The organism is Pseudonocardia sp. CA-107938, assembly GCF_050936315.1.
In the GTDB taxonomy this organism is placed as follows: Bacteria; Actinomycetota; Actinomycetes; order Mycobacteriales; family Pseudonocardiaceae; genus Pseudonocardia.
The window spans coordinates 4,567,387-4,591,142 of record NZ_JBNJNA010000001.1 but is presented as its reverse complement, the minus strand read 5'-3'; the positions used below and the strand labels follow the sequence as shown (position 1 = coordinate 4,591,142).

Genomic DNA, 23,756 nt, shown 5'->3' with positions numbered 1-23,756 from the left:
GGGTGACTCGCACCCGAGAGGAGTGCCGTTATCCAGCCGTGATAGGCGAACGGGTGGACCGCGGCTCCACCCGTTCGGGCCGCGCCCGTCCGGCCGACGGTTCCGCGCGCACTCCTTCCCTGGTACGTTCCCGAACGAACGGTCGGTCGAGCCACTGGAGGCTACCCGTGTCGGTGCTGCGCAGCTACGTGTCCGGGGGATGGCACACACCCGCCGAGGAGGGGCGGCCCCTGCACGACGCCACCACCGGCGCCGAGATCGCCCGGATCTCCTCCGCCGGCATCGACTTCGCGGCGATGCTCGACCACGGCCGGCGCGTGGGCGGCCCGGCCCTGCGCGCGCTCACCTTCCACCAGCGAGCCGCACTGCTGAAGGCGCTGGCCACGCACCTGCGCGAGCAGCGCGAGGAGCTGTACGCGGTGTCGGCACAGACCGGCGCCACCAAGGGCGACTCGAAGTTCGACGTCGACGGCGGCATCGGCGTGCTGTTCTCCTACGCGTCGATGGGCAAGCGGGAGCTGCCCAACGACACCGTCTACGTCGACGGGCCGGTGGTGCCGCTCTCCCGCGGCGGCACGTTCGTCGCCCAGCACGTCGCGACCCCGCTGCACGGGGTCGCGGTGCAGGTCAACGCGTTCAACTTCCCGGTGTGGGGGCCGCTGGAGAAGTTCGCGCCCGCGTTCCTCGCCGGCGTGCCGAGCGTGGTGAAACCGGCCAGCCCCACCGCCTTCCTCACCGCGAAGCTGACCGAGCTGATCGTCGACTCCGGGCTGCTGCCGGAGGGCACCTGGCAGTTCGTCGCCGGCTCGCTCGGCGACACCTTCGACCACCTGACCGGCCAGGACCTCGTCTCCTTCACCGGCTCGGCGGCCACCGCCGCCACCCTGCGGGCGCACCCCGTGATCGTCCGGAACGGGGTGCGGTTCACCGCGGAGGCCGACTCGCTCAACTTCTCGGCGCTCGGCCCCGACGCCGAGCCGGGCACGCCCGAGTTCGATCTCTACGTCGGCCAGCTCGTCACCGAGATGACGGTGAAGGCCGGCCAGAAGTGCACCGCGATCCGGCGTGCGTTCGTGCCCGCCCAGCACGTGGACGCGGTCGTGGCAGCCGCCTCCGCCAAACTCGCCGAGACCCCGATCGGCGCGCTGGCCAGCCTGGAGCAGCGCGAGGAGGTCCGGCGCAGCATCAAGGCGCTCAGCGACGCCGGCCGCATCGCGTACGAGGGCGAGCAGCCCGACGGACCGGGCGCCTACCAGGCCCCGGTGCTGCTGGTCGGCGACCCGGAGCGGGCCGAGCCGCACGAGGTGGAGGCGTTCGGGCCGGTCTCGACGGTGCTGCCGTACGAGTCCACCGCCCAGCTGATCGACTACGCCGCACGGGGGCTCGGCAGCCTCGCCGGGTCCGTCGTCACGGGCGACCGCGCGTTCGCCCGCGAGGTGGTGCTGGGCGTCGCGCCGTTCCACGGGCGGGTGCTCGTGCTCACGCAGGCCGACGCGCAGGAGTCGACCGGGCACGGCTCCCCCATGCCGCAGCTCGTGCACGGCGGCCCGGGCCGCGCCGGCGGTGGCGAGGAGATGGGCGGCATCCGCGGCGTGCTGCACCACATGCAGCGCACCGCCGTGCAGGGCGACCCGGACACGCTCACCGCGATCACCGGCCGCTGGGTCACCGGATCGCAGCGCGCGGTCGGTGACGTGCACCCGTTCCGCAAGGACCTCAGCCGGCTCGCCATCGGCGACACGATCGTCGCCGGGCCACGGACCGTCACCCAGGAGGACGTGGAGCACTTCGCCGAGTTCACCGGCGACACGTTCTACGCCCACATGGACGCCGAGGCGGCCGCCGCGAACCCGCTGTTCGGCGAGCGGGTGGCGCACGGCTACCTCATCGTCTCGCTGGCCGCCGGCCTGTTCGTCGACCCCGACCCGGGGCCGGTGCTGGCCAACTTCGGCGTCGACAACCTGCGGTTCCTCACGCCCGTCAAGTTCGGCGACGCGCTGACCGTCACGCTCACCTGCAAGCAGATCACCCCGCGCGACACCGCTGACTACGGCGAGGTGCGCTGGGACGCCGACGTCACGCGCCAGGACGGGCAGTCCGTCGCGCGCTACGACGTGCTCACGCTGGTCGCGAAATGACCCGCCTCGGGGAGGCGGCCGCGCCGGACACGCTGGACCCGGCCGAGCGCATGTCGGTCGACGAGCTGCGCGCGCTGCAGCTGCAGCGGCTGCAGCAGACCCTGCGGAACGCGTACGCGAACGTGCCGCACTACACGAAGGCGTTCGACGCGGCCGGCGTGCACCCCGACGACTGCCGCGAGCTCGCCGACCTCGCGAAGTTCCCCACCACCACCAAGGCCGACCTGCGCGACAACTACCCGTTCGGGCTGTTCGCGGTGCCGCGGGAGCAGGTGCGGCGCATCCACGCATCGTCCGGCACGACCGGGCGCCCGACCGTCGTCGGCTACACCGAGAACGACATCTCGGTCTGGGCCGACCTGATGGCGCGCTCGCTGCGGGCGGCCGGGGTGCGGCCGGGGCACATCGTGCACAACGCCTACGGGTACGGCCTGTTCACCGGCGGGCTCGGCGCGCACTACGGCATCGAGCGGCTCGGCGCCACCGCCGTCCCCATCTCCGGCGGCATGACCCCCCGCCAGGTGCAGCTGATCCGCGACTTCGCGCCCGACGCGATCCTGTGCACGCCGTCCTACATGCTCACGATCGTCGACGAGCTGGCCCACCAGGGCATCGACCCGCGCTCGACGTCGCTGCAGGTCGGGGTGTTCGGCGCGGAGCCGTGGACCGAGCAGATGCGGCTGGAGATCGAGGACCGCATGGACATGCACGCCGTCGACATCTACGGGCTGTCGGAGGTGATGGGCCCCGGCGTCTCGCAGGAGTGCGTCGAGACCAAGGACGGGCTGCACATCTGGGAGGACCACTTCCTGCCCGAGGTCGTCGACCCGGAGACCGGCGAGCCGGTGCCCGACGGCGAGGAGGGCGAGCTGCTGTTCACCTCGCTCACCAAGGAGGCCCTGCCGATCATCCGCTACCGCACGCGCGACCTCACGCGGCTGCTCCCGGGCACCGCGCGGCCGGGCATGCGGCGCATGCAGAAGATCACCGGCCGCAGCGACGACATGATCATCCTGCGCGGGGTGAACGTGTTCCCTACGCAGATCGAGGAGGTCGTGCTGCGCGTCGCGGGCCTGTCGCCGCACTTCCAGCTCGTCCGCACCCGGGAGGGCCGGATGGACGCGCTCGGCGTCCGCGTCGAGGCCCGCCCCGAGACGCCCGCCGACCGGCGCGCAGCTGCTGCCGCGGAGCTCGTCCAGGCGGTGAAGGAGACGGTCGGCGTGACCGTCGGCTGCGAGGTCGTAGACCCGGACACGCTCGAACGCTCGGTCGGGAAGCTGCAGCGGGTGAAGGACCTCCGCGACGCCTGAGCGCCGGTAGGGCCGGCCCCACCTGCGACCTGGGGGCCGACCGTGATGTCCGACGGGCGCCTGCTTGGTGTGCTCGGGCCGTGCACCCTGCCTCCCTCTCGCCGGCCACGATCGTCGGCCGCTACCCGCTGACCTCGTTCTTCACCCTCTCCTACCTGCTCAGCTGGCTCGCCTGGACGCCGTACGTGCTGGGCACGACCGGGCTGGGCCTGCTGCCGATCAACATCCCCGAGCTGTGGGGCGACGCGCAGACCCTCGGCCTCCTGCCGGGCGCCTACCTCGGGCCGATCACGGCGGCGTTCCTGGTCACCGCGCTGGCGTACGGGCGGGCGGGGCTGCGTGAATGGGGTGCGCGGCTGATCCGGTGGCGTGTGGGGCTGCGCTGGTACCTCGCGGTGCTGGTCGGCGTCCCGGTCGTCTACGTGGCGACGACGCTGCTGCTGCCCGGCGCCTGGGCCGGCGTGCAGCCGCCGACGGCCGCGCTGGTGCTGGCGTACGTGCCGATGCTGCTCGCCCAGCTGCTGACGACCGGGCTGGCCGAGGAGCCGGGCTGGCGCGACTTCGCGCTGCCGCTGATGCAGCGCCGGCTCGGGCCGCTGGCTGGCACGCTGCTGCTCGGCGTCCTGTGGGGCGGGTGGCACCTGCCGCTGTTCCTCACCGAGTGGGGCGGCTGGCCGGACGTGACCTGGCGGATGGTCGGCGAGTTCCTGGTCGCCGCGGTGGCACTGAGCGTCGTCATGACGTGGCTGTTCAACCGCACCGGGCAGAGCCTGCCGATCGTGATGCTGTTCCACTGCGGCATCAACAGCACCGCGACCCTGGTGCTCGCGCCGATGTTCCCGACGCTGGACCCGAACACCGACTCGCTCACCTCCCTGCTGCTCGCCTCGGGTGTGCTCGCGATCGGCTGCCTCGTGGCGACGCGGGGGCGGCTCGGGTACCGGCCGGATCAGGCGTAGCTGCCCACCAGGACGGCCGGGACGCGCTCGCCGGTGGCGCCCTGCGCCGCAGCGATCAGACCGGCCTTGGTCAGCCGCCAGCCGGCGGTCTGGTCGCTGCAGTACCGCCCGTCGACGTAGAGGACGGAGCCGGTGCCCAGCTCGGCGTGCCCCGCGGCCACGGCACGCAGGATGGCTCGGTCGCGTCCGGTCAGTGTGCTCGTCCGAGTGGTCATGACCTGCTCCGATGTCGTTCCGGGTGGGGTAGGACAAGGATCGGCGTGACGCGCGTCACGCGGCAGTTGCTGCGGGGTCAGAAGACCCTTACCCACCGCTCAGTGATTTATTGACACAGAATCTACGATGACACCGTGTCCAACAGCGAGGTACGGCACCGGCGCGTCAGCACCACGGACGGGCTGACGCTCGCCGCGTACGCGCACGGCGATCCCGAGAGCCCGACGATCGTCGCGGTCCACGGCTACCCCGACGACCACACCGTGTGGGACGGCGTCGTGGCCGAGCTGGCCGACCGCTTCCACGTCGTCACCTACGACGTGCGGGGCGCGGGCGCCTCGGACCAGCCGGCCGACCGCTCCGGCTACCTCATGGACCAGCTCGCCGCCGACCTCACCGCCGTGCTGGACGAGGTCAGCCCGGACCGGCCGGTGCACCTGCTCGCGCACGACTGGGGCGCCATCCAGACCTGGCACGCGGTCACCGACCCGCGCCTGCGCGCGCGGATCGCGTCGTACACGTCGATCTCGGGACCGTGCCTCGACCACGTCGGCGCGTGGATGCGCCGCCCCTCCCCCGCGACTCTGCGGCAGGCGCTGCACTCCTGGTACATCGCGTTCTTCCAGCTCCCGGTGGTGCCGGAGCTGGCGTGGCGGTCCGGGCTCTTCGGCGGCTTCCTCGCCCGGCGCGAGCGGATCCCCCGGCCCGCGCTGCGCGACGGCGTCAACGGCATCGAGCTCTACCGCGCCAACATGCTCGCCCGCCTCGGCGGGCCGGCGCAGCGCCGCACCGACGTGCCGGTGCAGGTGCTCGCTCCCGAGGGCGACGCGTACGTGTCGACGCCGATGCAGACCGAGATCGGCCGGTTCGTCGACGACCTCGCGATCCGCACGCTGCCCGGCGGCCACTGGCTGCCGCGCGCCCGGCCGGACGTGATCGCCCGCTGCGTGCGCGAGCTGGTGGACGCGGTCGAGCACCCCGACCGGCCGGTCGCGCCCGCCCTGCGCAAGGCGCGCGTCCGCAGCGGTGGGCGCTGGGCCGGCCGCACCGTCGTCGTCACCGGCGCGGGGAGCGGCATCGGCCGGGCGACGGCGCGCGCGTTCGCGCAGCTCGGCGCGGACGTCGTGGCCGCCGACCGCGACCTCGACACGGCCACCGAGACCGTCCGGCTGGCGGGGAGCGGCCGCGCTTATCAGGTCGACGTCGCCGAGGGGGACGCCATGGAGGAGTTCGCCAAGCGCGTCGCCGCCGAGCACGGCGTGCCGCAGCTGGTGGTCAACAACGCCGGCATCGGGATGGCCGGCCCGTTCGCCGACACCACGGTGGCCGACTGGCGGCGCATCCTCGACGTCAACCTGTGGGGCGTCATCCACGGCTGCCGGCTGTTCGCCGCGCAGATGCGCGAGCACGGCGAGGGCGGGCAGATCGTCAACACGGCGTCGGCCGCGGCGTTCACGCCGGCCAAGGCGCTGTCGGCGTACGCGACGACGAAGGCCGCCGTGCTGATGCTGTCCGAGTGCCTGCGCGCCGAGCTGGCCGAGCACGGCATCGGCGTCACCGCGATCTGCCCCGGCGTCGTGCACACCAACATCACCGCGACCACCCGGTTCGTCGGCGCCGACGAGGCCACCGAGAAGCGCCGGCAGGACTCCGTCACGGCGCTCTACAGGCGGCGCAACTACACCCCCGACCGCGTGGCCGCGCAGATCGTCTCCGCAGCCGAGCGCAATCCCGCCCTCCAGCCCGTCACGCCGGAGGCGCACGTCTCCTTGGCCGCGTACCGGCTCACTCCCGGGCTGGTGCGCGCGATCGCCCGTCGAGACATCGGTCCCAGCTGAACGGAGGTCGACGATGACCCACCCCGACGCCGAGCGGGTGGCCCTGGGCGCCCGCGACGTGCAGTTCGACTGGTCGACGCTGCCGGTGCACTGGATCCCGGGGCGACCGTTCGCGACGCACCTCGTCAACGTCATGCACCTGCTGCTGCCGGAGGGCGAGCACTGGTTCGTCCGGCTGTTCAGCGAGGCGTTGCCGCTGATCCGCGACCCGCACCTGGCCGAGGACGTGCGGGGGTTCATCGGCCAGGAGGCCATGCACGCGGCCGCCCACGAGAGCGTGCACACGCACTTCGCGAGCCACGGCATCGACCCGGAGCCCTACCTGCACCAGGTCGAGTTCATCTTCCGCGAGGCGCTCGGCGACCGCGGGCTCGACGGCGCCGAGGGCCGGGAGTGGCTGGTCGACCGGCTCGCGGTCGTGGCGGCGATCGAGCACCTCACCGCCTTCCTCGGCGACTGGATCCTGCACGCCGACGCCCTCGACCGGGCCGGCGCGCACCCGACGATGCTCGACCTCCTGCGCTGGCACGGCGCGGAGGAGGTCGAGCACCGGTCGGTGGCCCACGACCTCTACATGCACCTCGACGGCAGCTACCTGCGGCGCCTGCGGATGCTCACCGTCGTCGCCCCGATGCTGCTGCGGCTGTGGGCGGCCGGGGTGACGCACCTGATGGCGCAGGACGTCACGGCACCGCGGCCGCGCTGGTCGGACCTGCTGCGCACCGCGGCGGCGGGCCTGTGCCCGGGCCCAGTGCAGACGGCGTGGTCGGTCGTCACCTACGTGAACCCGCGCTACCACCCGTCGCAGCACGGATCGACCGACGACGCCGTCGCCTACCTGGCCGTCTCCCCCGCTGCCCGGGCCGCCGAGGCGCGCGCCGACACCGGGCGCACCGCGTGACCGACGTGGCCCCGCGCAGGACGCGGCTCATGCAGCGCGCGGAGAAGGCCGCTGCCCTGGCCGCCGCCGAGGCGCGGCGCCGGGCCCGCCGCGGCGGCACGCGACCGCCGGCGCCCGTCGACCGGGACCTGCCGGTGCGGGTCGTCGAGGTCGCCGTCGAGGCGCCCGACGCCGTGGGGCTGCGCCTGGAGCACCGCGACCGGTCGGACCTCCCGGCGTGGCGGCCCGGCGCCCACGTCGACGTGGTGCTGCCGTCGGGCCGGGTGCGCCAGTACTCGCTGTGCGGCGACCCCCGCGACCGCTCCACCTACCGGATCGCCGTCCGCCGCATCGACGACGGCGACGGCGGCTCGAAGGAGATGCACGCGCTGACCCCGGGCGACGCGCTCGTGCTGCGCGGGCCGCGCAACGCGTTCCCGCTGGTCAGAGCTCAGCAGTACCTGTTCGTGGCAGGCGGCATCGGGATCACCCCGCTGGCACCGATGGCCAGGGCGGCCGCGGCCAGCGGGATCCCGTGGCGGCTGGTGCACACCGGGCGCGACCTGGCGTCGCTGCCATTGTCGGCGGCCCTGCTCGCGCAGTACCCGGCCCACGTGCGGCGCCGCTCCGACACCGGTCACGGCGGCCGTCCGTCGGCGGCCGAGCTGCTAAACGGGCTCACCGGCGACACCGCGGTGTACGTGTGCGGGCCGCCGCCGATGATCGAGCTGCTGCGGGCCGCGGTACCGGCCACAGTCGCGTTCCACTCCGAACGGTTCTCGCCGCCCCCGGTGCGGGCCGGTCGCCCCTTCACCGTCCGGGTGGGCGTCGACGGCCCCGCGGTCGAGGTGGCGGCCGACCGCTCCGCGCTGCACGCGATCCGCGCCGCGTACCCGGCCGTCCCCTACTCCTGCCAGCAGGGCTTCTGCGGCACCTGTCACGTTCCGCTGCTGGCGGGCGGCACGACCGGCGACACCGCAGGTCCGGGGCGTACGGCGTTGTGCGTGGCGCGCGCGGCAGGAACGGAGATCGTGGTCGACCTGCCGGCCGCTGCCCGATCGATGCAACGATGAGCGGTATGGCCCGCCCGCGCACCCCCCGTCGGATGTCGCCGCAGCGCCGCCGCGAGCACCTCATCGAGGCCGCGCTCGACCTCTTCACGACGACCGGCCCGGAGCTGGTGAGCGTCGACGACATCACCCGGGCGGCCGACGTCTCGCGGGCGCTGTTCTACCGCTACTTCTCCAGCATCGGCGAGCTGCGGGTGGCCGCGCTGACCGCGGTGGTGGAGGAGCTGTCGGCCCGCATCGCCGACCCCGGCGGCGACGGCCCGCTCGACCAGCTGCGCTTCGCGCTGAACGCGTTCCTCGACGTCACGGGCCGGCACGCGAAGGCGTACGTGGCGCTGCTGCGCAGCGGCTCGGTCGTCGCCAGCGGCGACACCGCGGCACTGGTCGACGGGGTGCGCAACCTCATCGTGCGGCTGGTCGTGGAGCGCAGCGGCGTACCCGACCCGTCACCGCTGTTCCTCATGACGGTGCGCGGCTGGGTCGCGCTGGCCGAGAGCGCCACGGTCTCCTGGCAGCAGGACCCGACCGTGCCGCGCGACCAGCTCGTCGAGTGGCTGATGGGCCAGCTCATCGCGATGCTGGCGGAGAACGCCCGGCACGAGCAGGTGCCGGCCGTCGCGTTCTGACCGCTCCCGACGGCGTCGAGGGTGCGTCACTCGTCGCGCTGACGTGCGGAAACGAGCTGGTCCGCCACGTCGACGGGCCGGCACCGGGTGGCCCGCCGCCCCGGACGGCACGCGGCCGGGGTCTTCGTGATCAAGGGCAAAGTGTCGCTCGTCGCTCTCGGCGAACGACATTCTGCCCTTGATCACCGCAACAAGCGCCCGCCTGGCGTCCGGCCGGCCCGGCGGCCGGCAACTCGCCGGGCCGGGGCAGCGGCTGAAGGACGGACGCATTGTTGATCATGGGCAAAACGTGGCCTACCAAGATCGAACAGCAACGTTCTGCCCATGATCAACACGCCCCGAGACCCGAACGCCGCACCCCTCGGCAGAGCCCTGATGAGCTGACCCATCTGCGCCCGCGGTCGTCTTCTACGGACACTGACCTCGGCCGGATCCTTGCGTCCGACCAGGGTGCGGCCGGATGGGTCGTGATCGAGGAGTCCAGATCGAGGGACTCCTGACGGCGTCGGCCGCGTCGGGCCGCGCGTCACTCGTCGCGCTGCTCGCGCTGGCGGACCGCCAGTTCTCGGAACTGCCGGCGCAGATCCTCGACGTCCCACCGATAGCGCGCCCGTTGCGGGCCGGCGAGCACGCCGGCAGGGACGAGCTTCCCCTCAGCGGCGTAGCGGTTCAGTGTCCGCGCACTGATGCCGAGCGCCTTCGCCGCCTCAGGCGTGCTGACCAGCGACGATCCACTCACGTTCGCGACGCTAGTCGACACTAAGTGACACTCTCTGCGCCTTTGTCCGTATAGAGCACTATCTGGCGCTAAACGACACAACAAGACGCTATGCTTCTCGCGTGCATCTCCACGACGAGGACGACGTCGTCGTCACCGACCTGCCCTCCGCCCGCCGCTACGAACGCGCTCTCACCGAGGGGGCACCCGGCGACGACACCCGCAACCGCTGCGCCCTGCACGAGTGCGCCGACGCGCTCGACAGCGTCGAGTGGGCCTGCACCCACATGAACCAGGGGTGGCCCGGGTGGTACCTGCGGGACCGCATCCTCGCGATCCTCGACCCGAACGCCGCACCCCCGGCAGAGCCGCGACGAGCGGCGACGTCACACAGCGCGCGGCCATCTCACACACCGCACAACCTGTGTGCCGTGGCCACGCGCTGTGTGACGTCCTCGATTACGGGACGGTCACCTCGGCCGGGTCCTTGTCCGGGCGCAGGCCGCGCCAGGCCGCGTGCCGCAGCCGGCCGTCGTGCGTCCAGTTGCGGAACTCGACCTCGCCGACCGTCACCGGGCGGGTCCAGACCGCGCCGCGGGCGAACTCGCGCGGGATCCCGTCGATCTGCGGCGCGGGCACCTGCAACGGGGCGAGCAGCGCGGCGATGTCGTCGAGCATCTTGTCGGTGAACCCGGTGCCGACGTCGCCGACGTAGCGCAGGCCGTCGGGGCCGTGCCCGCCCAGCAGGAGCGCGCCGAGCCCACCGCCGCGGCGACCCTTGCCGGGCCGCCAGCCGATCACGAGCACTTCCTGCGTCTGCACGAGCGCGGTCTTCACCCACGCCGGCGAGCGCCGCCCCGGCTCGTACCGCGACGCCGTCCGCTTGGCGACGATGCCCTCCAGCCCGTGCTGCTTCGCGACCTGCAGCACCTGCTCGGCAGGGAGGCCCTCGACGCTCGGCGGCACGACGATCAGCCCCGGCGTCCCGAGTCCCAGCTCGGTCAGCGCCGCCCGGCGTTCGCTGTACGGCGCGGTGACGAGCCGCTCGTCGTCGAGCACCAGCAGGTCGAACGGGTAGTAGAGCACCGGCATCTGCGCGAGCAGGTCGGCGGTCGGCGGGCGCATGTGCATGCGGTGCTGGAGCAGCCCGAAGTCGGGGCGGCCGCCGGCGTCGAGGGTGACCAGCTCGCCGTCCAGGACGAGGCGGCGGCCTCCCGCGATCTCCGGCAGCCGGGCGAGCTCCGGGTAGCCGCCGGAGATGTCGTTGCTGTTGCGGCTGTGCGCGCGCCACCGGTCGCCGGCGACCGCGACGACCGCCCGGATGCCGTCCCACTTGAACTCGCACGTCCACCCCGGGCCCGGCGGTGGACGCTTCGCAGCGGTGGCGAGCATCGGCGGGATGTACGGCGGCAGCTCGGTCATGGCGCCACGGCTTCCAGCGCGCGGCGCAGCGCCGCCGCGTCCTCGGGGCGGAGCGTCCCCAGCAGCTCGTCCTCCATCGCGGCGACGGCGGCGCGGCAGTCGGCCAGCAGGGCGCGGCCCTCGTCGGTGAGCGCGACGATGCGGTTGCGTCGATCCGCCGGGTCGGGGGTGCGCTCGAGCAGTCCGCGGGCGGCCAGCCGGTCGAGGATCGGGATGAGCCGGGTCTTGTCGCGCCGGACGGCGGCGGCGAGCTGCGCCTGGGTGGGTGCGGCACCGCCGGCGAGGCGGAGCAGGACGACGTACTCCCACATGTCCAGCCCGCGCTCCTCGAGCAGCGGCGTCTCCCGCTCGACGACGACGCGCACCAGCGAGGCGAGCAGGTCGCCGAGGTCCCTCCGTTCCACGCCGGAACCTTACCCCTGGACCAATCATCTACTGACGTTTATCGTCTACCCATGCACATCGATTCGGACCTCCGTTCCCTGCACCGGCGCGCGCTCGACGACGTCACCGCGCTGCTCGCCGACCTGTCCCCCGCCGACCTCGACCGGCCCACACCCTGCGCGGGCTGGGATCTGCGCGCCCTGCTCGCGCACATGGTCGGGCAGAACGACGGCTTCGCCGCTGCCGTCACCGACCCCGAGACGACGGCCGCGGCGTTCGCACCAGGTCCCCCGGACGGGTGGGAGAAGTCGGCGCACGCGCTCGCCGAGGCTCTGGCCGCGGCGCCGCTGGACCGGCAGGTGCGCCTCGCCGAACTGCACCCGACCATGCGGTTCCCGCTCCCGACGGTCGTCGGCATCCAGCTCATCGACACCGTCGTCCACGGGTGGGACGTGGCCACTGCGCTGGGCCGCAGCTACCGGCCCGACGACGAGCTGCTGGCCGCCGCCGTCACGATCACGGCGATGATCCCGGCCGAGGGTGGCCGCGGTGAGCCGGGCTCGGCGTTCGGCCCGGTCGTCACGCCGGCGCCGGACGACGAGTGGCTGGGCGTGCTGGCCCACCTCGGCCGTGCGGCGTAGCGCGGCGATCGCGTCCACGTCACGCTTTCCGCCCTGAGCAGGCCCTATCGACACGGGTGAGATGAACGTGAGCGGGGATTTCCGGCCGCACAAGCCCGCTGCTGTTCACCTCACCCGTCGCCCGCCCCCGGGCCACCGGGTCCTAGCATCGCTGCCGTGCCCGAGACCTGGTCCAGCGCCGAGTGCGCCGCCGCGTGGGGGATCAAGCCGGCGACCTGGCTCGGTTACGTCTCCCGCGGGCAGGCACCGGCGCCGCTGGCCGGCCCGGGACCGCGGCGGTGGGACCCGGAGGCCGTGCAGTCGTTCCCCCGACCGGGGGTCGGCCGCTCCCGCGCCGGCGCCACCCCGGCCGCCACCGAGCTGCTCGACCGGATGCGAGCGGTCGCGGCGGAGCTGGAGAAGCTGCAGGTCGCGCAGCGCGCCCTGCTGGTCGAGGGGGCCGCGGCCGGCCTGGAGACCAGCGCGATGGCCACCGCGCTGGGCATCAGCCGACAAACCGCCTACAGCTGGCTGAAGCGCTAGCGCCGGGGCGTCACGCACCCGGCAGCTGCGCCCCGACCTTCTGGTCGCGCTCGACCGTCCGGATCTCCGGCCGCGCGACCGCAGTACAGCTCGTCCCACAGCCGGGACACGTCGAACGGCAGGGAGTGCTCGAACGTCGGCCAATGCCCGTACTGCTCGTGGAGGGCGGCGCGGCAGACACCGACGCGGCCTGCTCGGCCAGCCGGGGCACCCATGCGAACTTCGCTGCGCGCGGGTGTTCTCGTGAGCGACGACGCGCCCAGCGCGCGGATGGCGTGCTGGTGCGAGCGCACACGCCGTCCGCGACCACGTCGAGCGTCTGCGCCTTGGGCACGACGTGCATCGCTCGGAGGGCGGAGACATGGGACTCCGGTCGTCGGTTGACTCCGCTCCCGGCTCGGCGGAACCTGCATCGTGGTCCGGGTCCAGCTGCACGGCTGCTTCGCGATACGGGTGGACGGCCGGTCGGTCGAGCAGGCGCTGCCGGGGCGCCGCGGTCGGTTGCTGGTGGCCTACCTGGCAGCGCACCTGCGCGCCGGGGCCGACCGGGCCCGGTTGATCGACCTGCTGTGGCATCCCGGCGTGCCCGGCCCGGGTGCCGCTCCCGGGTTCGCGGCCCTGCTGTCGAAGACCCGCGCGGCCCTCGCACCCGTCGAGGTGCGGGGCCGGCAGCACCTCCAGCTCGTCCTGCCGCCCGATGCGGTCGTCGACGCCGCGGTCGCCGCCGCGGCCCTGCACGCGGCGGAAGCCGCGATGGGCAGGGGCGACTGGCGCCGTGCCTGGACGGAGGCGCTCAGCACCCTGTTCGTCACCCAGCGCGAGTTCCTCGCCGACCTCGACCACCCGTGGATCGACGAGCGGCGACGAGCCGTCGGGCTGGACCACGACCGTGGCCTCGCCTGCTACGCGGAGGCCTGCCTGCACCTCGGCCCCACGGAGCTGCCCTCCGCGGAGCGCAGTGCGCGCCGGCTCATCGCCTCGCAGCCGCTCTCGGAGACCGGGTACTGCCTGCTCATGCGCGCGTTGGCCGCACGCGGTGACCGCGGTGCTGCGCTCGCCGTGTTCGACGATCTCCGCACGGTGCTGCGGGCCGAACTCGGGGCCGCCCCGGGCCCGGCGGCGGCCGCCGTGCACGCCGGGCTGCTGTGATCGGCGGCAAGGTCGCGACAACGTTGCGGCACGGTCGAGCGAGGACCCTGGCACGACACCCGAACCGATGCGGAGGAAATGCCATGAACCAGGTCAGCTGTGAGTGCGGCTACGCAGTGCGCGACGACGACGAGGAGCAGGTCATCACCACCGTCCTGCAGCACGTCTCGGCCGACCACCCGGAACTGGTCGGCTCCGTGACGCCGGCGGTCGTGCGCGGGTGGATCGAGGTCGTGCCGGCCTGAGCAGACCTCCCCTCCGGACGCTCGACGTGACATCGTGTCGGCAGCCGGACAAGGGGGTCAGGGATGGATCGGACGGCAGGGCCGGCGCAGTCGGTGGACCCGGTGCAGCTGCGCCGGGTGGCCATGGCCAGCGCGGTGGGCACGACCATCGAGTGGTACGACTTCTTCATCTTCGCGACCGCGGTGTCGCTCGTCTTCAACACCCAGTTCTTCTCGAACCTCTCGCCCGCCTCCGGCACGCTGGCCGGGTTCGCGACGCTCGGCGTCGGCATCGTCGCCCGGCCGCTGGGCGGCATCGTGTGGGGCCACTTCGGCGACATCGTCGGGCGCAAGGCGATGCTGGTGGCGTCGCTGCTGGTGATGGGGTTGGCGACGGTCGCGGTCGGCCTGCTGCCCACGTACGCGTCGGTGGGGCTGCTGGCGCCGATCCTGCTGGTGCTCGTGCGGTTCGCGCAGGGCATCTCGGCGGGCGGCGAGTGGGCGGGCGCGGCGCTGATGGCCGTCGAGCACGCGCCGGACGGGCAGCGCGGCCGCTACGGCGCCTACTCCCAGATCGGCGTGCCCGCCGGGCTGATCCTCGCCCAGCTGGCGTTCTTCACGGTGCGCAACACGACCTCGCCCGACCAGTTCGCGGCGTGGGGGTGGCGGCTGCCGTTCCTCGCGAGCATCGTGCTGATCGGGGTCGGCCTGGTGGTGCGGCTGAAGGTCGCGGAGAGCCCCGTGTTCGCCGGGCTGCGCGAGCAGCGGGCGCGCAGCAGCCGGCCCATCGTGGAGGTCTTCCGCGAGCGGCCGCGGGAGCTGCTGCTGGCCGCCGCCAGCTTCATCGCCAACACCACGATCGGCTACGTGTTCCTCGCCTACCTCCTGCCGTACGGCACCGGCGTGCTGAAGCAGAGCCCCAACCTCATGCTGGTGCTGGTGATCATCGGCAGCGTCTGCTGGCTGGTGACGATCGTGGCCGGCGCCCTGTGGTCGGACCGCACCGGCCGCCGCCCGGTCTACCTCGTGGGCTCGGTGCTGCTGGTCGTGTGGGCGTTCCCGTTCTTCCTGCTCGTCGACACCACGGACGTCGCCCTCATGGTGGTGGCGGTGCTCGTCCTGACCACCGGGCTCGGGCTGTCGTACGGGCCGCAGTCCGCGTGGTTCGCCGAGCTCTTCCCGGCCCGGTTCCGCTACAGCGGGGCGTCGTTCGCCTACGCCGTCGGCGCGGTGCTCGGCGGCGGCTTCGCCCCGCTGATCGCCGGTGCCCTGCAGACCGCCACCGGCACGTCGCTGGCCGTCTCGGCGTACATGATCGTGGTGGCGCTGATCAGCCTCGCCGCGGTGTTCGCCATGCGGGAGGGCCGCGGCAACCCCCTCGACTGAGCGTCACAGCCGGACGAGCATCTTGCCGGTGTTCTTCCCGCGCAGCAGGCCCAGGAACGCCTCCGGCGCGGCCTCCAGGCCGTCGACCACCGTGCTCTCGGTGCGCAGGCTGCCATCGGCGAGCCAGCCGGCGGCGCGCTGCACCCACACCGGCGCGAGGTGGGTCCACTCGGTCACCAGCATCCCGCGCAGGGTCGCCCGGCGGACGACCGACTGGTACGTGTTCGTCACGCCGACGGCGTCGCCGTTGTAGCCGCTGATGCCGCCGACGAGCGCGAACCTGGCCCCGAGCCGCGCCGAGGCGAGCGCGGCCTGCAGGTGGTCGCCGCCCACGTTGTCGACGTACACGTCGATGCCGTCGGGGGCGGCGGCCGCGAGCTGGTCGGCGATCGGGCCGGCGCGGTGGTCGAGCCCGTGGTCGAAGCCGAGGTCGGCGACGAGCTTCTTCGCCTTCTCCGGCCCGCCCGCCGACCCGATGACGACGGCGGCGCCGGCCTTGCGGGCGAGCTGCCCGGCGACGCTGCCGACGGCTCCCGCGGCTGCCGAGACGAAGACGGTGTCACCGGGGCGCACCGGCGCGATCTCGGTGACGGCCACCCACGCCGTCAGCCCGGTCATGCCGAGCGGCCCCAGCCACGCCTCCGGGCCCGCGAGCGCCGGGTCGACGACGGTGACGTCCGCGGCCTCGACGACCGCGATCTCGCGCCACCCGGCGAAGTGCACGACGGTGGCGCCGACCGGGACGCCCGGAGCTCGGCTGGCGATCACCTCGCCGAGCGCGCTGCCCTCCAGCGGCGCGCCGATCGCGAACGGCGGGATGTACGACGGCACGTCGTCCATCCGGCCGCGCATGTAGGGGTCGACGGACATCCAGGTGTTGCGCACCACGACCTGCCCGCGCTCGGGCTCGGGCACGTCGACGGTCACGAGCTGCAGGTCGGAGAGCCGCGGCTCGCCGGTGGGGCGGGCGGCGAGGTGGAATTCACGGGATCGCATGGCGCTGAGTCAACCGGGGATCGGTGAGCGCTTCGATGGTTGTGGCGCTCGATCCGATGCCTGATCGTCTAACGTGGCCGGCATGGACGCGCTCGCTTCGCTGCTGCACGAGGTCCGCTCGGAAGGCGCACTGTTCGGCCGCACCCTCGTGGCGCCGCCGTGGGCGATCCGCGTCACGGACGGGGTGCCGCTGACGCTGCTGACGATGCTCGCCGGCGACGCGTGGGTCTCCCCCGACGGCGGCGAGCCGGTGCACGTCGGCGAGGGCGAGGTCGCGGTCGTCACCGGCGGCACGCCGTTCACGGTCGCGGACCAGCCCGGCTCGACCACCACCCCGCTGTACGTGATGGCCGCGCCGAACGCCTGCACCTCGGCGGACGGGCAGCCGTTCGACCCGACGCTGGAGATCGGCGTGCGCACCTACGGCGCCCGCCCCGACGACCCGACGGCCCTGGTGATGGGCAGCTACCAGGTGCGCGGCCGGGTGTCGCAGCGGCTGCTCAGCGCACTGCCGACGGTCCTGACGGTGCCGCACGCGGGCGACCTGTGTCCGGTGCTCGAGCTGACGGCCGCGGAGATCGGTCGTGACGAGCCGGGGCAGCAGGCGGTGCTGGACCGCCTGCTGGACCTGCTGCTCCTCACCACGCTGCGGATGTGGTTCACCAGGCCCGAGGCCTGCGTGCCGGGCTGGTACCGCGCGCTCGGGGATCCCGTCGTGGGTCCCGCGCTGCGGCTCGTGCACGACGATCCCGCAGCACCGTGGACGGTCGCCGAGCTGGCCGCCCGCGCCGCCGTGTCGCGCGCGACGTTCGCCCGCCGGTTCACCGAGCTCGTCGGCGAGCCGCCCATGGCGTACCTGACGAGCTGGCGGCTCTCGCTCGCCGCCGACCTGCTCACCCGCACCGACGCCACCGTCGAGGCGGTCGCGCACCAGGTCGGCTACGCCAGCGCGTTCGCGTTGAGCGTCGCGTTCAAGCGGGTGCACGGCACCCGCCCGAGCGACCTGCGGCGGCCGGTCGCGATCTGAGGCGGACACGACAGCGCCCGCCGCCCCGCGGGAGGGGACGGCGGGCGCCGTTGCTGGTGCGGTTAGTGCTCGACGGCCTTCTCGACGCCCACCCCGGTCATGGAGCGGACCTCCATCTCGGCGTACTTGAGCGTGTCGGCCGGGTCCTTCCGGCTGGTCAGGACCGTGCCGAGGTAGCCGAGCAGGAACGACACCGGGATCGACACGATGCCCGGGTTGTCGAGCGGGAACCAGTGGAAGTCCACGCCCTGCAGCATGGACGCGCTCTTCCCGGTGGCCGCGTCGACGGGCTTGCCCGACACGACCGGCGAGAACACGATGAGGATCACGGTGACCGCGAGGCCGCCGTAGATGCTCCACAGCGCGCCGCCGGTGTTGAACTTCCCCCAGAACAGCGAGTAGAGGATCGTCGGCAGGTTCGCCGACGCCGCGACGGCGAAGGCGAGCGCCACGAGGAACGCGATGTTCTGCCCGTTCGCGAGGATGCCGCCGAGGATGGCCACGATGCCGATGACCACCGCGGTGCGGCGGGCCACCTTCACCTCCTCGGCCGGGCTGGCCTCACCCTTGCGCACCACGTTGGCGTAGATGTCGTGCGCGAACGACGCCGCCGCCGTGATCGTGAGCCCGGCGACGACCGCGAGGATCGTCGCGAAGGCCACCGCGGCGATGATGCCCAGCAGGAGCGTGCCGCCGAGGTGCGCGGCCAGCAGCGGGGCCGCCGAGTTGACCCCGCCGGGCGCCTTCTTGATCTCGTCCGGTCCGACGATCGCGCCCGCGCCGTACCCCATGATCAACGTGAACAGGTAGAAGATGCCGATCAGCCAGACCGCCCACACCACCGAGTTGCGGGCCTCCTTGGCCGTCGGCACGGTGTAGAAGCGCATCAGGATGTGCGGCAGGCCCGCGGTGCCCAGCACGAGTGCGAGGGCCAGCGAGATGAAGTCGAGCTTGTTCTTGTACTGCTTGCCCGGGTTGAGCAGCGCCTGGCCGGCCTCGCCGCCGCGCTGCACGGCCTCGCCGAGGATGGCGGAGAGGTTGAACCCGAAGAGGATCAGGACCCACGCGGTCATGATCAGCGCGCCCGAGATCAGCAGCACGGCCTTGATGATCTGCACCCACGTCGTGCCGCGCATGCCGCCGATCAGCACGTAGGCGATCATCAGGACGCCCACGATCGCGATCACCACGGCTTGGCCGAACCCGCTGGTCACGTTCAGCAGCAGGGCCACCAGGCCACCGGCGCCGGCCATCTGCGCCAGCAGGTAGAAGAACGACACCGCGAGCGTCGACGTCGCCGCCGCCGCGCGCACCGGGCGCTGCCGCATGCGGAACGCCAGCACGTCGCCCATCGTGTACTTGCCGGTGTTGCGCAGGAACTCCGCCACCAGCAGCAGCGCGATCAGCCACGCCACCAGGAAGCCGATGGAGTAGAGGAAGCCGTCGTAGCCGTTGAGGGCGATCGCGCCGGCGATGCCGAGGAACGACGCGGCGGACAGGTAGTCACCGGAGATGGCGACACCGTTCTGCCGGCCGGAGAAGGCGGCGCCGGCGGTGTAGAACTCGCCCGCGGCCGCCGACTTCTTCCGGCTGACCCGCACCACGATGGCGAGGGTCACGACGACGAAGACGCCGAAGATCGTGATGTTGAGGACGGGGTTGCTCGCCGCGACCCCGCCCTGCGCGAGCGTGGCGGTCACTTCTTCTCCTCCAGCTCGTCACGGATCGTCCCGGCCAGCGGGTCGACGCGCTTGTCGGCGAACCGCACGTACCAGGCGGTGATGGCGAACGTCGAGACGAACTGCAGCAGCCCGAACAGGAGCCCGATGTTGACGTTGCCGAAGACCTTGATCGACATGAACGCCGGCGCGTAGCTGGCCAGCAGCACGTACAGCAGGTACCACGCGAGGAACAGCGCCGTGACGGGGAAGATGAACCGCCGCAACCGCCTGCGCAGCTCCTGGAACTCCGGTTCCGCCTGCGCCTTCGCCCAGTCCTGCGACCCGGTCGGGGGACCTGCCTCCGCCGGATCGGACTTCCCCAAGGGAGTACTCATCGCTCGGATGCCTCCTCGCATTCGGCCGCGGACTCACCGTGACAACAGGTGCAGAGGATCGAGGTCACGCCGGGGCACCCGGTAGTGGCGCGCGACACATCGACCACTGCCGCGACCAACGGTCGACGAACGGTCGCGTTCTACGACGAACGGTTGCTCCGTTCAGGGCGTTCGTCCAGGTGGAGTCGCAGCATCGTGGCAGATGCCCACGCCGGCGCCGTGCCCCGCAAGGACACCAGGACCATGGTCGCGAACGCCAGCGGCACCGACCAGAGGGCGGGCTGGCCAAGCACCACCGACGCCAGGCCCGGCGGCGGGGCCACCACCAGCCCCGTCACGATCACTCCGGCCGAGGCGACGAGCCCCACCACCATGCCGACGGCGGCGCCGCGGGCGGTGAGCCCGGACCACCACAGGCCGAGCACGAGCAGCGGGCAGAACGTCGAGGCCGCGACGGCGAACGCCGAGGTCACGAGCACCGAGATGTCCAGGTGGGCGGCCGGCAGCGCGAGCGCCACGACGACCACCGCGGCGGCCAGGGTGGTGAACCGCAGCCGGCGCACGCTGGCCGTGTCCAGCAGGTCGTGCGAGACCGCGCCGGACAGGGCGAGCAGCAGCCCCAGCGAGGTCGCCAGGAACGCCGCGAACGCGCCGGCGGTCAGCATCGCGGTGAGCAGCTCCCCCGTCCACCCGCTGTCGACCCGCGCCGGCAGCGCGACGACGACGGTGTCGGTGCCGCCGGCCAGGAACAGCTCGGGCAGCAGCACCGCGCCCAGCAGCCCGTACACCGCCGGGAACAGGTAGAACGCCGAGAGCATCGCGACGGTGATGGCGGCGGTGCGCCGCGCGCCCCAGCCGTCCGCGCTGGTGTGGAAGCGCACCACGATGTGCGGCAGCCCCATCGTGCCGAGCACGGTCGCGACCAGCACCGACAGCGTCGCGAGCAGCGGGAACCCGGCCCCGGACGGGTCGAGCAGCGGCCGCGACCACCCTTCGCCACCGGGCGCGGCGGCGCCGGCGACCTCGGGCACGTCGGAGCCGGCGGCGAACGTCCACGTGCTGCCGGTGGTCGCGGTGTACGCACCCGGCGCGAGCACGGTGGGCGCGCCCCGGTTCACCGTGACCGTGGTGGGTTCGGTGATCGTGAGTCGGGTGTCGACCCGGAACTCGACGGGCGTCTCCCTGGCGAACGTCGTGAACTCGACCGGGGTCAGCGCCGACGACCGCGTCTCCGCGCCGACGTGCAGCAGCAGCCAGATCGCCGGCACCGTGAACAGCACCATCTTCAGCAGGAACTGGAACGCCTGCACGTAGGTGGCCGCGCGCATGCCGCCCAGCGCCAGCGTGATCGAGACCGCGGCGCCGGCCACCACCACCCCGACCCAGTACGGGGTGCCGCCGACGAGGTTGAGCAGCAGCCCGGCCGCCTTGAACTGCGGCACGAGGTACATCGCCGCGATCACGATCACGGCGACGGCACACAGCCGTCGCAGGCCCGGCGACCCGAGCCGGGCCTGGGCGAAGTCGGGCACGGTCAGCGCGCCGGTGCGCCGCATCGGGGCCGCCACCAGCGCGAGCATCAGCACGTAGCCGGCGGTGAAGCCGACGGGGTACCAGAGCGCCCCGATCCCGTCCTTCACGACGAGCCCGGCCACGCCGAGGAACGACGCCGCCGACAAGTACTCCCCCGACACCGCGGCGGCGTTGACGGTCGGCGAGAGCCGCCGCGACGCCACCAGGAAGTCCGACGTCGAGCGGATCACGATGCCGCGCGCACCGATCAGCAGCGTCGCGAGCACCACCAGCACCAGTGCCGTGACGATCATCGGACCCGCTCCGCCACCGGTCACGGCTGCTGCTCGATGCGCTCCGCCCGGCGCAGCTGCCAGCGCGACAGCGCGATCAGCAGCGGGTAGGGCAGCACGCCCACCGCGAGCCAGGACGCGGGGATCCCGAACACGCGCAGGTCGTCGAGGCCGGGGAAGGCGACGAGCAGCAGCGGGATGCCCACGACGAGCCCACCCAGCAGCACCACCGCGACCAGCGCCCAGCGCAGCTGCTCGCGGTGGGCGCGCCGGGCCCGTTCCAGGTCGGCGGGGGCCAGGTGCGGCGGGTGCGCGGCGCTGCCCGGACGGCGACGGGCGAGCGCGACGCGCGTCTGCGGGCTGGACACCGCGACCCGGCGTTGCCGCGTCACCGGCCACCCCCGTCGAACACGCCGCGGGTGGCCGCCTCCAGCAGCAGTTCCCGCAGCTCGCGCGCGTGCCGGCGGCTCACCGGCACGTCCCCCACGTCGGTGTGGGCGAGCAGGCCGCCGGTGAGGTCGCTGCGCAGCTCGCGAACGGCCGGCACGGCCAGGAGGAAGCTGCGGTGCACGCGCACGAACGACGCGTGGCTCCAGTGCTCCTCCAGCCGCGAGATCGGGATGCGCACCAGGTGCGCCCCGGACGGCGTGTGCAGCCGGACGTAGTCGCCCTGCGCCTCGACGTAGCGCACGTCGTCGCGGCGCACGAACCGGGTGCGCCCGGCCAGCTCGACCGGCACCGCGGCCAGCGCGTCCACCACCTCCGGCTCCGGCGAGCTCGGCGTGGCCAGGAAGCGCTTGACCCGGTCCAGTGCGGCCCGCAACCGCTCTGGCCGCACCGGCTTCAGCAGGTAGTCGGCGGCGCCGATGCCGTACGCCGTGGCCGCGTGCTCCTCGTAGGCGGTCACGAACACCACCACCGGCGGATCCGTCATGCGCGACAGCAGCGACGCCAGCTCCATGCCGTCCATGCCGGGCATCGAGATGTCGAGGAACACCACGTCCAGCGGGCCGGACTGGATCAACCGCAGTGCGGTCACCGTGTCGGTGGCGGTGGCGACCGAGCCCACCTCGGGCGCGTCCAGCAGCAACCGGCGCAGCTCCCCGACCGCCGGAGCGACGTCGTCGACGGCGAGCACGCGCCAGCCGCTCGTCGTCGGGCCGTTCACGCCACCACCCCGGGTTGGAACCGCGGGATGCGCAGCACGACCCTCGTGCCGGCGCCCACGGCGGTCTCGATGACCAGACCGTAGCCCGGACCGAACACGGTGCGCAGCCTCCGATCGACGTTGAGCAGGCCGACGCTGTTCGGGTTGCCCCGGCCGGCGAGGACGTCGGCCGCGTGCTCCGGATCCATGCCGGGGCCGTCGTCCTCCACGGTGAGGATGGCCTCGCTGCCCGCGGCCTCCCCGTGCACCTGGACGAGCCCGCCGTCGGCGGTCAGCTCCACCCCGTGCCGCACCGCGTTCTCCACCAGCGGCTGCAGCGTGAGGTACGGCAGCGCGACCGGAAGGATCTCCGGGGCGATGCGCAGCTGCACCTTCAACCGGTCCCCCAGCACGGCCCTGGCCAGCGCCAGGTACGCCTCGATGGCCCCGAACTCGCCGGCCACCGTCGTGTAGTCGCCGCCGCGGGCGAGGCTGTGCCGGGTGTACTCGGCGAAGTCGAGCATCAGCTCGCGGGCCCGTTCCGGCTCGGACTCGACGAACGACGCGATCGCGGTCAGCGAGTTGTAGACGAAGTGCGGCGAGATCTCGGCGCGCAGCGCTCGCAGCTCGGCCTGCTCGGCCACCTCTGCCGAGGCCTCCAACCGGGCCCGTTCCAGCGCCTCCCCGACCCAGGCGGCGGCCTCCTGCACGGCGGCCCGGTCCAGCCCGTCACCGGCCACGACGAGGGCTCCGACCAGCTCGTCCCGCGCGTGGACGGGCAGCCCGACCAGCCCGGCCCGGGTCGCGCGCGCGTCCGTGCGCAGCACCGCGGCCACCACCTCGCGGGCCGGGCCCGGCTCCGTCGCGCGACCGGCCCACACCCCGTCCCCGCTCAGGTCGACGAGCCCGACCGTGTCCGCGCCGAGCAGGCCGTGCAGGCGACGCACCGCGGACTGGGCGCCCGGCCCGTCGAGGCCAGCCCGCAGCTCGGCCACGATGCGTCGGCCGATGCCGAGCACGCCCATCGCCTCGGCGCCCGCGGACCGCGGGCGGCCGAGACCACGCCATCCCGCCATCCGGCGATGATGGCAGCTCCGCGCCCGTCCCGGCGCCGGCGACTCCGCACGGTGAGCACCAGGACCGCGAGTCCCCCATGCGCGGCCGTCACGGGGAGGAGGCGGGCGCCCGGACGATCGGTTGGGCCAGCGCACGCAGAGCGGTGCAGCCGTCGCACAGCACGGC

General features: G+C 73.3%; 24 protein-coding genes and 1 pseudogene. 13 read left to right on the top strand and 12 right to left on the bottom strand.

Translation table 11 applies throughout. The features are described from left to right. Window positions 1-167: 167 nt before the first annotated feature. From paaZ to ACQEVB_RS22765, 3 genes are all read left to right on the top strand, one after another. Entirely contained in the window at window positions 168-2,138 is a 1,971-nt protein-coding gene (paaZ, locus tag ACQEVB_RS22775) for a phenylacetic acid degradation bifunctional protein PaaZ (protein WP_432974634.1), read from the top strand. Continuing rightward, window positions 2,135-3,448, top strand: a complete 1,314-nt coding sequence (paaK, locus tag ACQEVB_RS22770; protein ID WP_432974632.1) for a phenylacetate--CoA ligase PaaK — start codon at window positions 2,135-2,137, stop codon at window positions 3,446-3,448. The genes paaZ and paaK overlap by 4 nt, the downstream gene beginning before the upstream one ends. An 80-nt stretch (window positions 3,449-3,528) precedes the next feature. Then, window positions 3,529-4,407 carry a lysostaphin resistance A-like protein gene (locus ACQEVB_RS22765; RefSeq protein ID WP_432974630.1) on the top strand — a complete coding sequence of 293 codons (879 nt, stop codon included), beginning with the start codon at window positions 3,529-3,531 and terminating at the stop codon, window positions 4,405-4,407. On the opposite strand, the gene ACQEVB_RS22760 is transcribed toward ACQEVB_RS22765, so the two are convergent. After that, window positions 4,398-4,622, bottom strand: a complete 225-nt coding sequence (locus tag ACQEVB_RS22760) for a hypothetical protein (protein ID WP_432974628.1) — start codon at window positions 4,620-4,622, stop codon at window positions 4,398-4,400. The genes ACQEVB_RS22765 and ACQEVB_RS22760 overlap by 10 nt on opposite strands. Window positions 4,623-4,757: 135 nt before the next feature. Between ACQEVB_RS22760 and ACQEVB_RS22755 the strand changes: the two genes are divergently transcribed. Genes ACQEVB_RS22755 through ACQEVB_RS22740 form a run of 4 tightly spaced genes read left to right on the top strand, consistent with a single transcriptional unit; the run spans window position 4,758 to window position 9,037 of the window. Next, window positions 4,758-6,461: an SDR family oxidoreductase gene (locus ACQEVB_RS22755; protein WP_432974626.1), complete on the top strand. Its 1,704-nt coding sequence runs from the start codon at window positions 4,758-4,760 to the stop codon at window positions 6,459-6,461. Between the two features lie 13 nt (window positions 6,462-6,474). Next, a complete protein-coding gene (locus ACQEVB_RS22750) occupies window positions 6,475-7,362 on the top strand; it encodes a metal-dependent hydrolase (protein ID WP_432974624.1) in 888 nt (295 codons plus the stop codon). Beyond that, window positions 7,359-8,414: a PDR/VanB family oxidoreductase gene (locus ACQEVB_RS22745; protein ID WP_432974622.1), complete on the top strand. Its 1,056-nt coding sequence runs from the start codon at window positions 7,359-7,361 to the stop codon at window positions 8,412-8,414. The genes ACQEVB_RS22750 and ACQEVB_RS22745 overlap by 4 nt, the downstream gene beginning before the upstream one ends. Beyond that, on the top strand, window positions 8,411-9,037 hold the full coding sequence (locus ACQEVB_RS22740) for a TetR/AcrR family transcriptional regulator (RefSeq protein ID WP_432974620.1): 627 nt from the start codon (window positions 8,411-8,413) through the stop codon (window positions 9,035-9,037). Before ACQEVB_RS22745 ends, ACQEVB_RS22740 begins: the two co-directional genes overlap by 4 nt. 526 nt (window positions 9,038-9,563) lie before the next feature. Here ACQEVB_RS22740 and ACQEVB_RS22735 read toward each other — a convergent pair. The 3 genes from ACQEVB_RS22735 to ACQEVB_RS22725 form a co-directional block, all read right to left on the bottom strand. Further along, complete coding sequence (locus tag ACQEVB_RS22735; RefSeq protein ID WP_432974618.1) at window positions 9,564-9,776, bottom strand: helix-turn-helix domain-containing protein; 213 nt, start codon at window positions 9,774-9,776, stop codon at window positions 9,564-9,566. Window positions 9,777-10,214: 438 nt separating this feature from the next. Beyond that, on the bottom strand, window positions 10,215-11,177 hold the full coding sequence (gene ligD, locus ACQEVB_RS22730) for a non-homologous end-joining DNA ligase (RefSeq protein WP_432974616.1): 963 nt from the start codon (window positions 11,175-11,177) through the stop codon (window positions 10,215-10,217). Continuing rightward, window positions 11,174-11,581 (bottom strand): MarR family winged helix-turn-helix transcriptional regulator, encoded by a 408-nt coding sequence (locus ACQEVB_RS22725; RefSeq protein ID WP_432974614.1) that lies wholly within the window; start codon window positions 11,579-11,581, stop codon window positions 11,174-11,176. Before ACQEVB_RS22725 ends, ligD begins: the two co-directional genes overlap by 4 nt. 51 nt (window positions 11,582-11,632) lie before the next feature. Between ACQEVB_RS22725 and ACQEVB_RS22720 the strand changes: the two genes are divergently transcribed. Together ACQEVB_RS22720 and ACQEVB_RS22715 are read left to right on the top strand one after the other, a co-directional pair. Further along, complete coding sequence (locus ACQEVB_RS22720) at window positions 11,633-12,202, top strand: TIGR03086 family metal-binding protein (protein WP_432974612.1); 570 nt, start codon at window positions 11,633-11,635, stop codon at window positions 12,200-12,202. A 156-nt stretch (window positions 12,203-12,358) separates the two neighbouring features. Then, the gene (locus tag ACQEVB_RS22715; protein ID WP_432974610.1) at window positions 12,359-12,724 is read left to right on the top strand and encodes a helix-turn-helix domain-containing protein; all 366 of its coding nucleotides are present in this window, start codon (window positions 12,359-12,361) and stop codon (window positions 12,722-12,724) included. A 10-nt stretch (window positions 12,725-12,734) separates the two neighbouring features. On the opposite strand, the pseudogene ACQEVB_RS22710 reads toward ACQEVB_RS22715, so the two are convergent. After that, window positions 12,735-12,894: pseudogene (locus ACQEVB_RS22710) on the bottom strand (MBL fold metallo-hydrolase); the annotation flags it as partial. Between the two features lie 244 nt (window positions 12,895-13,138). On the opposite strand from ACQEVB_RS22710, the gene ACQEVB_RS22705 reads away from it, so the two are divergent. The 3 genes from ACQEVB_RS22705 to ACQEVB_RS22695 all read left to right on the top strand — a co-directional run bounded on the left by ACQEVB_RS22705 (window position 13,139) and on the right by ACQEVB_RS22695 (window position 15,483). Next, the gene (locus ACQEVB_RS22705; protein WP_432974608.1) at window positions 13,139-13,873 is read left to right on the top strand and encodes an AfsR/SARP family transcriptional regulator; all 735 of its coding nucleotides are present in this window, start codon (window positions 13,139-13,141) and stop codon (window positions 13,871-13,873) included. Between the two features lie 83 nt (window positions 13,874-13,956). Beyond that, window positions 13,957-14,118, top strand: a complete 162-nt coding sequence (locus tag ACQEVB_RS22700; protein WP_432974606.1) for a hypothetical protein — start codon at window positions 13,957-13,959, stop codon at window positions 14,116-14,118. Window positions 14,119-14,181: 63 nt separating this feature from the next. Continuing rightward, the gene (locus ACQEVB_RS22695) at window positions 14,182-15,483 is read left to right on the top strand and encodes an MFS transporter (protein WP_432974604.1); all 1,302 of its coding nucleotides are present in this window, start codon (window positions 14,182-14,184) and stop codon (window positions 15,481-15,483) included. Window positions 15,484-15,486: 3 nt separating this feature from the next. Here ACQEVB_RS22695 and ACQEVB_RS22690 read toward each other — a convergent pair whose 3' ends face one another. Next, window positions 15,487-16,479: an NADP-dependent oxidoreductase gene (locus ACQEVB_RS22690; RefSeq protein WP_432974602.1), complete on the bottom strand. Its 993-nt coding sequence runs from the start codon at window positions 16,477-16,479 to the stop codon at window positions 15,487-15,489. Window positions 16,480-16,561: 82 nt separating this feature from the next. Between ACQEVB_RS22690 and ACQEVB_RS22685 the strand changes: the two genes are divergently transcribed. After that, window positions 16,562-17,506 carry a cupin domain-containing protein gene (locus tag ACQEVB_RS22685; protein WP_432974600.1) on the top strand — a complete coding sequence of 315 codons (945 nt, stop codon included), beginning with the start codon at window positions 16,562-16,564 and terminating at the stop codon, window positions 17,504-17,506. A 62-nt stretch (window positions 17,507-17,568) separates the two neighbouring features. Here ACQEVB_RS22685 and ACQEVB_RS22680 read toward each other — a convergent pair whose 3' ends face one another. The 6 genes from ACQEVB_RS22680 to ACQEVB_RS22655 form a co-directional block, all read right to left on the bottom strand. Beyond that, window positions 17,569-19,206, bottom strand: a complete 1,638-nt coding sequence (locus ACQEVB_RS22680) for a solute symporter family protein (protein WP_432974598.1) — start codon at window positions 19,204-19,206, stop codon at window positions 17,569-17,571. After that, window positions 19,203-19,562 carry a DUF485 domain-containing protein gene (locus tag ACQEVB_RS22675; protein ID WP_432974596.1) on the bottom strand — a complete coding sequence of 120 codons (360 nt, stop codon included), beginning with the start codon at window positions 19,560-19,562 and terminating at the stop codon, window positions 19,203-19,205. The genes ACQEVB_RS22680 and ACQEVB_RS22675 overlap by 4 nt, the downstream gene beginning before the upstream one ends. Window positions 19,563-19,702: 140 nt before the next feature. After that, entirely contained in the window at window positions 19,703-21,388 is a 1,686-nt protein-coding gene (locus tag ACQEVB_RS22670; RefSeq protein ID WP_432974594.1) for a cation acetate symporter, read from the bottom strand. Window positions 21,389-21,408: 20 nt separating this feature from the next. Continuing rightward, a complete protein-coding gene (locus ACQEVB_RS22665; RefSeq protein WP_432974592.1) occupies window positions 21,409-21,759 on the bottom strand; it encodes a hypothetical protein in 351 nt (116 codons plus the stop codon). Then, the gene (locus tag ACQEVB_RS22660; RefSeq protein WP_432974590.1) at window positions 21,756-22,535 is read right to left on the bottom strand and encodes a LytR/AlgR family response regulator transcription factor; all 780 of its coding nucleotides are present in this window, start codon (window positions 22,533-22,535) and stop codon (window positions 21,756-21,758) included. Before ACQEVB_RS22660 ends, ACQEVB_RS22665 begins: the two co-directional genes overlap by 4 nt. Next, the gene (locus ACQEVB_RS22655) at window positions 22,532-23,590 is read right to left on the bottom strand and encodes a sensor histidine kinase (protein WP_432974588.1); all 1,059 of its coding nucleotides are present in this window, start codon (window positions 23,588-23,590) and stop codon (window positions 22,532-22,534) included. Before ACQEVB_RS22655 ends, ACQEVB_RS22660 begins: the two co-directional genes overlap by 4 nt. Window positions 23,591-23,756: the final 166 nt, after the last annotated feature.

Bases quoted from the DNA above. Each gene is read 5' to 3' on its own strand.
- paaK (WP_432974632.1), top strand. From the start codon at position 2,135: ATGACCCGCCTCGGGGAGGCGGCCGCGCCGGACACGCTGGACCCGGCC.
- ACQEVB_RS22760 (WP_432974628.1), bottom strand. From the start codon at position 4,622: ATGACCACTCGGACGAGCACACTGACCGGACGCGACCGAGCCATCCTG.
- ACQEVB_RS22750 (WP_432974624.1), top strand. From the start codon at position 6,475: ATGACCCACCCCGACGCCGAGCGGGTGGCCCTGGGCGCCCGCGACGTG.
- ACQEVB_RS22740 (WP_432974620.1), top strand. From the start codon at position 8,411: ATGAGCGGTATGGCCCGCCCGCGCACCCCCCGTCGGATGTCGCCGCAG.
- ligD (WP_432974616.1), bottom strand. From the start codon at position 11,177: ATGACCGAGCTGCCGCCGTACATCCCGCCGATGCTCGCCACCGCTGCG.
- ACQEVB_RS22720 (WP_432974612.1), top strand. From the start codon at position 11,633: ATGCACATCGATTCGGACCTCCGTTCCCTGCACCGGCGCGCGCTCGAC.
- ACQEVB_RS22700 (WP_432974606.1), top strand. From the start codon at position 13,957: ATGAACCAGGTCAGCTGTGAGTGCGGCTACGCAGTGCGCGACGACGAC.
- ACQEVB_RS22695 (WP_432974604.1), top strand. From the start codon at position 14,182: ATGGATCGGACGGCAGGGCCGGCGCAGTCGGTGGACCCGGTGCAGCTG.
- ACQEVB_RS22690 (WP_432974602.1), bottom strand. From the start codon at position 16,479: ATGCGATCCCGTGAATTCCACCTCGCCGCCCGCCCCACCGGCGAGCCG.
- ACQEVB_RS22685 (WP_432974600.1), top strand. From the start codon at position 16,562: ATGGACGCGCTCGCTTCGCTGCTGCACGAGGTCCGCTCGGAAGGCGCA.
- ACQEVB_RS22675 (WP_432974596.1), bottom strand. From the start codon at position 19,562: ATGAGTACTCCCTTGGGGAAGTCCGATCCGGCGGAGGCAGGTCCCCCG.
- ACQEVB_RS22670 (WP_432974594.1), bottom strand. From the start codon at position 21,388: ATGATCGTCACGGCACTGGTGCTGGTGGTGCTCGCGACGCTGCTGATC.
- ACQEVB_RS22655 (WP_432974588.1), bottom strand. From the start codon at position 23,590: ATGGCGGGATGGCGTGGTCTCGGCCGCCCGCGGTCCGCGGGCGCCGAG.